The following is a 12,166-nucleotide window of genomic DNA, read 5'->3' on the forward strand; positions in this document are numbered from 1 at the left end:
CGTTTACGTCACACCAAGCCCTCGAAAAAAGAGCCTTCGTTGACCGTTGGGCGTTCAGGACGGCCCTTGTGGATGTAAGTCAACTCCATATTACCGAGCCCAAGCAAGTGCAAGATCGTTGCGTGCAGATCGTGTACATGAAGCCGATCCGAGACGGCATGCAGCCCCAAATCATCGGTTTCTCCGATCGTTTGGCCTCCTTGAACGCCTCCTCCTGCCATCCACATCGTAAACCCGCTGGGGTTGTGATCGCGACCGTTCCCTCGTTCGGACATGGGCGTCCGCCCAAATTCGCCGCCCCATACGACCAAAGTCTCGTCCAACATTCCACGCTGCTTGAGATCCTTCAATAGCGCGGAGACCGGCAAATCCATCGCCCGACATAGGTTGCTGTGGTTGCGTTCGATATCGGCATGCGAATCCCATTTGCTGCCGGCCCCATGATAGAGCTGAATGAATCGTACGTCTTGTTCGGCCATTCGGCGAGCCAATAAACATAAACGCCCAAACGAATCGGTCTCGCGCGTTCCAATGCCATACAGTTTCTTTGTAGCCGCTGACTCCCTCGACAGATCAATCAAATCGGGTGCTTCGGACTGCATACGAAAAGCCAACTCGTAGCTGGCAATCCGTGCCTCCAATTCGGTTTGCTCAGGATGTTGGTTTGCGAAGTTGCGATTGAGCCGATTGAGGAAACCAAGCTTGGCAAGCTGTTGGCTCTGCTCGGTCCCCTCGGGAGGATTCAAGTAAGGAATCGGTTGGTTGCCTTCTCGCAATCGCGTGCCTTGATAGACCGCTGGCATGAATCCCGCGCCCCAATTGCGAGGCCCATTGACCACTTGCGATGCATTGTCTTGCATCACCACAAAGGCGGGTAAGTTCTCGTTTTCGCTTCCAAGCCCGTAACTCACCCAACTACCCAACGAGGGACGTCCGCTAAGGATCGAGCAGGTGTTCATTTGGCAAACCCCGGCCGAATGATTGATGCCATTGGCCCAACAAGATCGGATGACGGCGATATCGTCGATACACTCCGCCGTTTGCGGCAACCAATCCGAGACCCAAATCCCCGATTCACCGTGCTGTTTCCACTTCCGTTTCGATGCCAAGAGCGGCGACTTGGTTTCGCCAAAGGCGGTGACCACGGCTCCGAAACTGTCCGGGATCGTCTGGCCCGCCAACGCTTGCAGCAACGGTTTGCGGTCAAACAAGTCGAGATGACTGGGACCGCCCTCCATGAATAAAAAAATGACGCGTTTGGCCGTCGCCGCAAAGTGGGGATCTTTTGCTGCCAATGGGTTCGGGACCTGGACGGAACCATGGATCGGTCGAACGGAGTGGGCTTCGCCGCGAGCATCGGACATCAAACCGGCCAAAGCGACCGCACCAAATCCGGCACCGCTGTGCGATAAGAATTCACGTCGCGTGCGAGGCGTCGTTGTATGCGGAAGCGAGGAGAGGGGCACACCCAATCGGCTTGGTTTAGTGGACATACAAAAACTCATTCGAATTCAAGAGTGCATGACAGAAGTCGACCAGGGCGGTTTCGGAAGGATCCAACTGAATGATCGCGTTGCCTTTGGCTTCAAGATCAGGTCCAGACTCGAGACGGTTTCGCAGCACACCTGGGTCGGTTTCAAACTGCCAATACCCGATCATTCCCTGGACGTCGCGTTCTGCCGTGTACAGCAATTGATCCACCGTCAAAGCGGAAGGAAGCAAACGCACATCATCAATCAAACCATCAAAGGCCCTCCGGTTTCCGCCGTCGACGCCTCCGATCGTAAAGGATTGTTGATTAGCAAACCCACCCCTGGCATCGTGTGGCGTTTCCAAAGTAAGCAGGGGTTGATCATCATTGGACAGATCTTTCAAATGGAAGGTCACAACACCCGGTTCCCCTGATTTCGCCAATCGCACACACGCCGCAGCGTAATACGGCTTGTTCATTTCGACGTGATGATCTGAAAAAATTGCTTGCTCCGAAATCTTTCCATCGCCTCGATCACCAACAATTTGTAGCACGAGCGTCTGAGGCTTTCGCCTGGATCCGTGCCCGGTCACTCCAAAACCCCAGCCGGGACTTCTTGAGCTGCCGTTCCATTTTGCGGCAAGCGTGCGGACCGCAGCATGGTCATCGATCGATCGAAGCTGAAAAAACATTTCAATGGTAAAATCCGTCAGATCCATCCTTTCGGTTTCCACAGCCGCCAATTGCAAATCGAGTTGATCGACTTTGAACTGCACGGCCTGTCCTTCCCGATAAGGTAGCTTTGCCGTTTCGATCACCGTTGGCGAAGCGTCCGCTTGAATCTTTTTCAACTGCGTTGTCTGGGAGCGGACAAACCGAAGGGCCTGTTCCGCTTCCGCCTCCGTTGGCGCCCGCCCGTAAACTCGCCACCAAGCCCGTGAAATGCGATTGCACAACTCGTCCGAATCGATTGAAACCGCCGCGGCTAATCTCCGAGCGTGCCCCAACACGAGATCGCTATTGATCATCAGTAGCGATTGGACCGGCGTGGTGGTGGTATTTCGTGAAGGAGTGCTCGAAAAGAAAAGTGGCAAGTCAAAGCTGCCGAGCAGTTCATCGGACGAGTTTCGCATCACACGAGTAAAAATGCTCCGTTTGGGAAGATCCGACAACACGCCCGGACCGCCGGCTTGATCGCTGTATTGGTCTGAAACGACCAGCATCGCGTCGCGAATCTGTTCTGCGGATAATCGTCGTGTGTCCGATCGCCAATAGTATTGATTCGAAGGATCGATCAATTGATAGGCACGCTGCTGCGGATGCTGAGTCGATTGGCGGTACGTTGCGGACGTCAAGATCATTCGGTGCAGCGTCTTGAGACTCCACTTCGAAGCGATGAATTGGTTGGCGATCCAATCCAGCAATTTGGGATGAGAAGGTGCCTCTCCCAAACGGCCCAAGTCGCTGGTGTTTGCGGCGAGCCCACGACCAAAATGAGTTTGCCAGATTCGGTTGACCATCACTCGCGACGTCAGTGGGTTCGCCGGATCGGTCAGCCACCGAGCCAGTGCCGCACGTCGACCGGTCGATTGGCCAAGCGGTCGAATCACCATTGGTTTTTGATCCAGTACACTTGGGAATCCCGGTTCCAGAGGGGCACCAGGTCGTTTCGGAAGGGTCGTAGGTGGGGCGACCGGACCGACGTCACGCACGCTCATGGCAACCGGTAGATCCGCTGGCTTTTCCGCATCTGCTTTTTCCAGATCGCGTTGCAGTTGCAATCGCCGCTCCTTATCGTCTGCTTCCATCTCACTTTCGAGTGTCTTGTACTCGGCCTCCACCTGCAGCATGACCAAATCAGCCAACTGCTGCTGTAAGGGCGTCCGCTCTGCGGCGGGCATTCTGGCGATCAGCTGCATGTCCTCTGGGAACCGATTGATCGCTCGGTCTCTCAGTGTCGCCCGATACGGTGCTTCCAATTCTTCGACTTCCGCTAAGATCGGTGTGACCTTGGATTCCCACGCCTTTTTCAATCCATGGTGTTTCTTGATTTCATCGCGAGTTGCCAACGTGATGTCTTTGGGCTGAATCGGAGCAAAGAAGGCTCGGAGCCGGAAATAGTCTTTTTGCAGGAGCGGATCAAACTTGTGGTTGTGGCACTTAGCGCATTGCAACCCAAGCCCCATGAAGACGTCCGCCGTCGTATCGGTGATGTCATCAAGAATCGTGTTCCATTGGCCTGATGCGTCTCGGATATTCCATTCGTAGACCCAGTGACGCAAATAGCCCAACGCAACTTGCGCATCGAGATCCTCCGGAAACAACTCGTCACCCGCTATCTGTTCCTGGATGAACCGATCGTAGGGTTTGTCCGCGTTGAAGGATGCAATCACGTAGTCGCGGTACCGCCACGCGTTCGGCCGGTAACCATCAGCGCGATAGCCATCCGAATCAGCATAGCGAACCAGATCAAGCCATTTCCGAGCGGCATGTTGGCCATGCTCTGGTGCATCGAGAAGTGTATCAACGAGGTCTTCGTACGCGGTCGGCGATGTGTCACGCACAAAGGCTCTGACCTGATCCGGGGTAGGAGGCAAGCCGATCACATCGAAGTACAAGCGTCGGACCAACGTTGTTGGGTCGGCTTGGGGCGATGGACTCAGGCCTGCCGAACGCATCTGGGCGAGAATAAAACCGTCGATCTCGTTTCTCGGCCAATCGGAATCTCCGAAGTTTGGCACGTCGGGGGCCTGCACTGCCTGAAAGGCCCACCACGCTCGATCTTCAAGCGAAAACAACTCGGACGATTCACGAGGCTGCACGGTTCGATCACTATCGGGCCAGGGCGCTCCGATCGAGATCCACTTCGTCAGGATCGCAGCTTGTTCCGCCGGCAGTGGACCAGAGGGCGGCATTTCAAACGACTCATAGCGGATCGCTTCGACCAGTAGACTCTCGCCCGGCTTGCCTACAACCAGCGCCGGCCCTGTTTCGCCTCCACGTAAGATCGCTGACATCGAGTCCAGTCGCAGGTCTCCTTTTTGGTCCTTTTCGCCGTGGCAATCCCAACACTGATCCGCGAGCAGAGGGCGCACTTCCGATTCAAAAAAACGGATCGCGTCGTCGTTGACTCGCGCATCGGCATGGGACACGGCCGGCCAGAGGAAAACGATCAGCAGCGAGTAAACGACGACTTTCATCATAGCAGCGTTTGCGAGCGAGCAGAATGAACGAGAAGGTCAGCTTCTCAATGTAGCGGATGCCGAATCAGATTTCATCTGATCGCGCACGTTCCTTCCAGACTAGCTACAATCGTGTTCGCTGAAGCGAGTCCCAGCCTATGGCTTCTTTCTCTCCCCTCCCACGAACGGCCCCTCCTGATCATGAAAACCATCCCTTGGCATCGTTTGGTACTGCGGTTGACGTTCTTGTCGGTTCAAGTCGCGGTGATTCATGGTGGCACAACCATAGCCTCTGCTGCCAATGATTCACCGAGTCGACCGAACATCGTCTTCATCCTTGCAGATGATGCTGGGTTTAGTGACGTTGGATGTTACGGTGGCGAGATCGCGACACCGCATCTGGATGCCTTGGCCGCTGGCGGGTTGCGTTTTACTCAGTTCTACAACACGGCACGATGTTGGCCGACGCGAGCGGCACTGATGACCGGCTATTACGCCCAGCAAGTTCGCCGCGACAAGCTGCCAGATCTGGGTGGCGGAAACCGTGGCAAGCGTCAACCCTGGGCCAGGCTGCTGCCCGATTTCCTGCGCCCGCATGGCTATCGCAACTATCACAGTGGCAAATGGCACATCGACGGTAAGGTCCTCGATGCGGGCTTCGACCGTTCGTTCCGAGTTGAGAATCAAGGCAACTTCTTTTCCAACCAAGGAAACCTTGTCGATGGCGTCAAGGTGAAGGTCCCCGAGGACGAAGTGAGTTTCTACACGACCACCGCGACGGCAGACCACGCAATCGAGTGCTTGAAAGAACACTCGCAAAACCACACAGATGCTCCCTTCTTTCATTACATTGCGTTCATCTCGCCACACTTCCCACTGCATGCGATGCCCGACGACATCGCTCGCTACCGAGATAAGTATCTTGACGGCTGGGATAGGATGCGAGAACAAAGGTTTGCCAAGCAACGAGAATTGAGTCTGCTCAACACAACGTTGTCGGCACTTGAGCCTGATCTGGGACCGCCCTATCCGTTCCCGGAAGCGATGAAACAATTGGGGCCGGGCGAAGTCAATCGGCCGCTGCCGTGGGAGAGCTTGACGAAACCCCAGCAGCGTTTTCAAGCGACCAAGATGGCAATTCATGCCGCCATGGTGGATCGGATGGATCAAGAGATCGGCCGCGTGGTTGAGCAGCTGCGATCGATGAACGCTTTGGAAAACACCCTGATCTTCTATGCATCGGATAATGGAGCGAGTGCGGAGATCATGGTTCGCCATGGAGGCCATGATCCCCGTGCCGAACCCGGCAGCGCGGCAACGTATCTGTGCCTTGGCCCTGGTTTTTCCAGTGCATGCAACACGCCGTTTCGTCGCCACAAGACGTGGGTGCATGAAGGTGGCATCAGCACTCCGTTGATTGTCCATTGGCCAGCCGGAATCAAGGCCGCGGGTCAGCTGCGTCACACGCCAGCCCACGTCATCGATATCGTTCCGACGATTCTCGAAGCAGTTGGAATCGAGAAGCCAGCAAGCTGGGACGGACAATCGATCCCCGAGGCGCCAGGGAAAAGCCTGCTGCCAGCGTTTGCCGAGGACCGCACCATCAATCGGGAATACTTGTGGTGGCTGCACGACGGCCACCGAGCGGTTCGCGACGGCGATTGGAAATTGGTCGCTGCGAACGGCGATCCCTGGGAACTGTACGACCTAAGAACCGATCGCGCCGAGGCAAACAACTTAGCGGACCAGATGCCAGATGAGGTCACACGGCTCGAAGCATTGTGGACTGCGCAACTTGACGCGTCGATTGAACTTGCCGAGGCGGACCAATGAGGTCAAACGTGGAGGTCGGAACAAGTCAACCGCAACCGATTTGACAGCAGCCCAAATACCTACATCCCAGCTAAACCGTTCGTATTCCGTCCTGTTTGTGAGCCGACGGACGTGCGATTTATTGCTTGCGGATATTCGCTTTTCCCACCTATCGTAGCCTCGTCCACTTCTATGAAATGTTTGCTGCTGTCAAGTGACTGTTGTGTTGGGGTGGTTGTTGATTGAGTTTGCGTTTAAACGATCCGGTTCCCCATTCTTCTATCCGAGCTCTGATGGCCCAAGTGCAGGAAGCGTGCCAGCGTTGACGGGACCACCGCCTGCACCGGAGCCGCCCCATTCAGCGTCACCCCATTGTCCACGTGTTCGCAGTCACCACGCACTGCACCGGAGCACTTCGATTAAGTTCAACGTCCAGGATCACCGGGCACGCGCGTGTGACGCTGATTTAGATTTCGCACCGATCGCGTGCTCCGGTGCATGCGTTTGTTCGTCTATTGGTCTTTCGGAAGCAAGTGCAGCGCATCAACGATCACAAAACCTATGGTTTGCCTGTTATTGATCGTGATGATTGTTTCGACTCCGCTCTCCAGTTGTACATTGCCCACGCTTCTGAAATGTTGCCCCCTGGGCAGCGGCTGTGTTTGATCTACGATGAATTCTTTCTTGTTGTGGCCACTGGTAATAATCACGGGAACGTTCTTGGCGCGTGCCTCGTGTGCCGAATAGGCCATCAATAATTGGTATTCACCGGACGTTGGCACATTGAAACGAAAGGTCGCGGACGATTTTCCGTCGCCTTTTTCTTTGGAATCCCTCTCGCCGCAAAAAATGTATCCGCCTTCAATGTGAGGTTTGAAATTCGTTGATCGAGACCAGTTGCCGGTCAGCTTTGCATCTAAATCGTCTAGCACGATTCCCGGTAGCGTCCGGGCGGCGATGGATCCGTTCGCCGATGGCAGGTCGGAAACTTTCGGCAATTCGAGAACCTGCTTTTGAGCCAGCAGTCGCTCACGAAGTGTTTCGTACTTCAATTCCTGTACGGCCACGTCCTGATCGGCAGCCAGCGCCGCGGCAATTCCGGCCCCTTGCCCGATAACCATCCACGCGCCTTCGATCCGCAACGACGAGATGCCCACGTGCGTGCTTGATAGTGCGACTGGCACGAGCAGGTTGTCGCACTGCCCAGGTTTCGGCAGGATCGAGCGGTAAGGCACGTGGTAAGCATATCCCTGTCCCGGAATTCTCCTCACGGGAAAAATCGTTCCCTCGTTGATCACACCGCCGCCGTTGAGCGCGATGCGCTGGCAGTCGTGCGAGTCGATCGGGAAAGACGAAATCGCGATCGGGTCGTCTTTTTTCGGCGACTCAAGAATGTCCTTCTGGCGGATGACATACAGGCCCTTCATACGCCGTGATTCGCGGACGTAGAGCGCCGGTGAGAAATGGTCGTAGCTGGCGAACTCGTCGTTGCACAGGCCGAGCTTCGCGAAACGGTTGCGGATCGCGGCGGGCACCGCCGGGTCGGTCGTCAGGAAGTGGAAGAACTCAAGAGTGTACTGCTTGTGTGCTTCCCAGATCTTCTTTCGCCCCGATTCGTCCGCCGAGTGCCAGTTGTTCCCGCCGCCGATCAAGCCGATTGAGAACTGTCCGCCGATGGAATTGTTGCCGTCGAGCTTGTTGCCGGGTAGCGGGTAGAGGTCGAAGCCAACACGTTGCTCGCCCGCCCTGAGCGCGCGGCGGACGATCTCGAAACGGGCCGGGGCGTAGTTTGCCGGCTTGGGCATCGGTACGCAATTTTTTGAGTCGGCGGTTAGACAAAGCCGGAAACTGTAGGTCATGACGTTCTTGTCACCCGCTTCCTCAGCACCACCATCACCGGTTGTGACCAGCGGCAGCAGCTTGCCTTCATCGTCGAAGCCGCTGATGTTCATCTTCTGTTTCGGGTACTGCTTGCCGGCCAGCGACTCACTGTATTCCTCGCGCCCCTCGCGCCCGATCGTCCAATCGACTCCCGCGGCCGCCATCAGGTCGCCTTCGTACGTGCCGTCGACAAAGACCCTGGCAGTGAACGTGCCGTCCTTCGTGATCAGCGACGTGATCCGCGGGCCGTCTTTCGTGACCGACTTCAAATAGCGCTCGGTCAGCACCGTGACACCGGCCTCGTCGAGCATCTGCATCGTCACCCGCATCGCGACATGCGGCTCAAAGGTCCACCGTGACTGGTCTTTCTTCGCTGGGTTGTACGGAGCCTTGAGGCCGCGATCGGTGTAGTCCTTGACCACACGCGTGTGCCACTCGTCGAACAGTCCCATCAGCGTGCTGCGGACCATTTGGTTCGAGTCACAGTGACTCAGCCCGCCCGTGTTCAACCCGCCGACATGATCTGTCGGTTCCAGCAGAATGACCGAAGCTCCCTCGCGCGCGGCGGCAATCGCGGCACAAAAGCCGCCCGGCGTCGAGCCGTAGACGATAACGTCGGCCCTCTCATCGGCCATCCCATTCTGCCCGATGGTCGCCAGCAAAACCGATGTAATTACAACGTGTCGGATCAAGGGTGCCAAAAGCAATTGCATGTTACTTCCGTTGTGCGTGCAGTGAAGATTCTTGGCGAACGGCCGACGATATGCGGGCGGCGGCGAGAGACTCAACCACTGTGAGAACGACGACCACCGCCGCTCCGTCATCATCGCATGGTTCGCCGTGGATTATAGCAATAATTGCCCTGTGGCTGAAACAATTCCGCCGAGAGTGTAGAATATGGCTAAGCAACAATTTTGGAGCCGAAAATGTCAACGATCAGCGTGAATGTGCCAGACCAAATCATGTCAGCAATCGCCGAGCGAGCTAGAAACAGTGGCTATGCGGACGTTAACGAATACGTGTCGCAGTACGTCTTGCGACTGTCGGAACGTCAGAGTGAAGTAGAGGCCTTGGCAATCGAAGGTTTGCAAAGCGGTCCGAGTGAACCATGGGACAGGACGGAAATCGAAGGCATACGGGCAGACCTGAAGTCAAAGTACGGAAGTTGAATGCCCGAGCGTAGAACGCCGCATCGCAGGCGGCTTGCCATCGACGACATCGCGGGGCACTCAAGCCGCATTGCCGAGTCAAACCTCGATGCCGCACTGCGTTTTCTTGATGCGATTGAAACGACCGTCGAAATGCTGTGTCAGTTCCCGGAGGCTGGTGGTGCCGTGCCAACAACGCGTCCAGAGGCTTATGGGCTTCGTGCGAAGCTGGTAAACGGCTTCGGCAACTACGTCGTTCTCTACTTTGTGACGCCCGAAACGATCGACATTGCACGCGTCATCTGGGGTGGACAGGAGATCGACCAAATCGCGTTGCACTACAAGTGAAGCCTGAAACTTCATTCGGCGAACGGTAGCGATGTGCGGGCGGCGGCGATTGACTTGCAAGCAGACGAAAGCGGCGACCACCGCCGCTCCGTCACCATCGCATGGTTATCAGACTTACTACGCTGCGCTTCGGGGTGGCTGTGGAGGAACAGGTGCTTAGTTTTCTGTTGCAGCCGACGTTGCATTGCGTCAAAATCAAAAGACACGGGTCGGGTCGCGGAGGCCGTCTGCGGATTGGTGCTTTGAGCCCGCTGGTTATCTTGGCCCTGCTCGACTCTTGACGTTGGCATTGATGGCTGATGAGTTTGCCTCGCAAGCTCATGCGACCTCGTTGGAGAACCTAAACAGCAATATGTCGAGTACGCCCGATCCGTGCTTTTCGCCCCGGCTTGCCTGTTGCCGCCCTCCACAGGGGATGACTGCAACGCGAGCGAACTGAGGAGTGTTCATTATGTCGCGTAAGAAAAGCAAAAACAAGCTTGGCGTTAGTGGAAACAAAAAGTCGCTCGCCGTTCGGCAAAGACCATCCGTTGGCAAAAGGCCTCGGCGCGGCGGATTGCCCGTCGACAACGCGCCGCCGCCGATCGAATCGCTTAAACAGGTCAATCTCAATGCGGCTGGTATCGATATCGCATCGAATGTCCACTTCGTTGCGGTGCCCAAAGATCGTGACTCCGAAAACCCCGTCCGCAGCTTCGGTGCCTTCACGGCTGACTTGGAAGCCATTGCCGATTGGCTCGCTCAGTGCGGCATTGAAACCGTCGCCATGGAGTCTACCGGTGTTTACTGGATTCCGCTGTTTGAATTGCTCGACTCCCGAGGCTTTCAGGTCATCCTTGTCGAACCGAGCCAAATCAAAAAGTATCGACGCAAGACCGATGTTCTCGACTGCCAATGGATTCAGACGTTGCATACGTTCGGATTACTCACCGGATCGTTTCGACCTGCAGATCAAATCATCGTTTTGCGCAGCTATATGCGGCAGCGAGAGATGCTCGTCAAGAGCGCCGCGCAACATATTCAGCACATGCAAAAGGCGATGGAACAAATGAACCTGAAACTCAGCGAAGTAGTCAGCGACATTCTCGGCGTGACAGGCATGTCGATCATCGATGCGATTTTGGCTGGCCAGCGTGATCCCGAAAAGCTTGCCAAATTGCGCAATGAAAAGTGCAAGAACGATGAAGCGACGATTGCCCTTGCGTTGCATGGCAACTGGCGAGAAGAGCATCTGTTCTCGCTGCGGCAAGCCTTGGACTTGTACCGTTACTATCACAAGAAAATCGTTGAAGTAGATGATCAGATTGAGGTTTACATGTCGCAGTTTGAGGACAGGTCGGGCGGCGAACCACTGGCCAAACCACCGAGAGCAAAACAGCGAAGCAAGACCGCCAACGAACCGAAGTTCGACACCCGTCGTTTACTCTATGAGATGCTCGGTGTGGACCTCACGACGATTGACGGAATGGGGCCCCACTCGGTGCTGCAGATCGTCTCGGAGATCGGTATCAACGTGGATGCGTTTCCGACTGAAAAACACTTCGTCAGTTGGTTGAGCTTGTGCCCGGAGGCCAACAAGTCAGGTGGGAAGAAGCAGAAGAAGGGCAAGAGCCCAACACATCGAAGTAGCAATCGTGTAGCCCAGACGCTACGAGTGTGTGCACAAACATTGATTCAATCGAAGTGTGCCTTGGGTGCATTCGGTCGGCGTCTACGAGGGCGAGACGGTGCCGCAAGTGCGATTACGGCGATCGCTCGGAAACTGGCAATCATTGTGTACACGATGATCAAGACAGGCCGAGCGTATATGGATATTGGAGCCGATGCCTACAACGGTCGCTTCAAAGAAAAACTGGTCGCGACACTTCGCCGCCGAGCATGTGACCTGGGCTACGATCTGATGGCCTCCGACGCTGCCTAACGTAATGTAAAAATGGAGTCAAAGCACCAAATCGGGCTAGTCTTGTGCGCCGACAACGGTAAATCACTGCAACTCGATGCACCAGTGTTTTCAAAATGAAACAACAAGCGGAAATATCCATCGCGAAAAGCAATCACTCACCCTTCCGATGCGGGGTCGGTGAGAGGTGTTCCTGGAGATCCCCAAACGCGAAATTGTCTCTTTAGACGATTTGACGGATGAGGACGAACAACTTGTCGGTCGCTGCGTTTTGGTCGCCACCAAGGTAGCCGAAGCCGAACGGCTTTCCAAAGGCTACCGGATCGTCGTCAACTGCGGCGACGAGGGAGGCCAAGAAGTGCCTCATTTGCACTTTCATCTCCTTGGCGGCCGTCAAATGGCGTGGCCACCGGGTTGATGCCCC

The 12,166-nt window shown here is 55.7% G+C and carries 7 protein-coding genes and 1 pseudogene; 5 read left to right on the top strand and 3 right to left on the bottom strand.

Annotated features, from left to right (window positions below):
- Positions 1-8: 8 nt before the first annotated feature.
- A complete protein-coding gene (locus Poly41_RS07760; protein WP_146525341.1) occupies positions 9-1,493 on the bottom strand; it encodes a DUF1501 domain-containing protein in 1,485 nt (494 codons plus the stop codon).
- Positions 1,483-4,674 (bottom strand): DUF1549 domain-containing protein, encoded by a 3,192-nt coding sequence (locus tag Poly41_RS07765; protein WP_197231142.1) that lies wholly within the window; start codon positions 4,672-4,674, stop codon positions 1,483-1,485. Before Poly41_RS07765 ends, Poly41_RS07760 begins: the two co-directional genes overlap by 11 nt.
- 180 nt (positions 4,675-4,854) lie before the next feature.
- On the opposite strand from Poly41_RS07765, the gene Poly41_RS07770 reads away from it, so the two are divergent.
- Positions 4,855-6,486, top strand: coding sequence for an arylsulfatase (locus Poly41_RS07770; protein ID WP_146525342.1), 1,632 nt, complete (start codon positions 4,855-4,857; stop codon positions 6,484-6,486).
- Between the two features lie 491 nt (positions 6,487-6,977).
- On the opposite strand, the gene Poly41_RS07775 is transcribed toward Poly41_RS07770, so the two are convergent.
- Positions 6,978-9,059, bottom strand: a complete 2,082-nt coding sequence (locus Poly41_RS07775; protein WP_146525343.1) for an FAD-dependent oxidoreductase — start codon at positions 9,057-9,059, stop codon at positions 6,978-6,980.
- A 213-nt stretch (positions 9,060-9,272) separates the two neighbouring features.
- Here Poly41_RS07775 and Poly41_RS07780 point away from each other — a divergent pair, with 213 nt between their 5' ends.
- From Poly41_RS07780 to Poly41_RS07795, 4 genes and pseudogenes are all read left to right on the top strand, one after another.
- Entirely contained in the window at positions 9,273-9,515 is a 243-nt protein-coding gene (locus tag Poly41_RS07780; RefSeq protein ID WP_146525344.1) for a ribbon-helix-helix domain-containing protein, read from the top strand.
- On the top strand, positions 9,516-9,842 hold the full coding sequence (locus Poly41_RS07785; protein WP_146525345.1) for a type II toxin-antitoxin system RelE/ParE family toxin: 327 nt from the start codon (positions 9,516-9,518) through the stop codon (positions 9,840-9,842).
- 451 nt (positions 9,843-10,293) lie between these two features.
- Positions 10,294-11,763, top strand: coding sequence for an IS110 family RNA-guided transposase (locus Poly41_RS07790; protein WP_231615501.1), 1,470 nt, complete (start codon positions 10,294-10,296; stop codon positions 11,761-11,763).
- 172 nt (positions 11,764-11,935) lie between these two features.
- Positions 11,936-12,160, top strand: a pseudogene (locus Poly41_RS07795) (HIT domain-containing protein); the annotation flags it as partial.
- Positions 12,161-12,166: the final 6 nt, after the last annotated feature.

It is taken from the genome of Novipirellula artificiosorum (genome assembly GCF_007860135.1).
GTDB classification, from domain to species: Bacteria; Planctomycetota; Planctomycetia; order Pirellulales; family Pirellulaceae; genus Novipirellula_A; species Novipirellula_A artificiosorum.

Coding starts and splice junctions, on each gene's coding strand:
- Poly41_RS07770 (WP_146525342.1), top strand. CDS start 4,855: ATGAAAACCATCCCTTGGCATCGTTTGGTACTGCGGTTGACGTTCTTG.
- Poly41_RS07775 (WP_146525343.1), bottom strand. CDS start 9,059: ATGCAATTGCTTTTGGCACCCTTGATCCGACACGTTGTAATTACATCG.
- Poly41_RS07760 (WP_146525341.1), bottom strand. CDS start 1,493: ATGTCCACTAAACCAAGCCGATTGGGTGTGCCCCTCTCCTCGCTTCCG.
- Poly41_RS07780 (WP_146525344.1), top strand. CDS start 9,273: ATGTCAACGATCAGCGTGAATGTGCCAGACCAAATCATGTCAGCAATC.
- Poly41_RS07790 (WP_231615501.1), top strand. CDS start 10,294: ATGTCGCGTAAGAAAAGCAAAAACAAGCTTGGCGTTAGTGGAAACAAA.
- Poly41_RS07785 (WP_146525345.1), top strand. CDS start 9,516: ATGCCCGAGCGTAGAACGCCGCATCGCAGGCGGCTTGCCATCGACGAC.
- Poly41_RS07765 (WP_197231142.1), bottom strand. CDS start 4,674: ATGATGAAAGTCGTCGTTTACTCGCTGCTGATCGTTTTCCTCTGGCCG.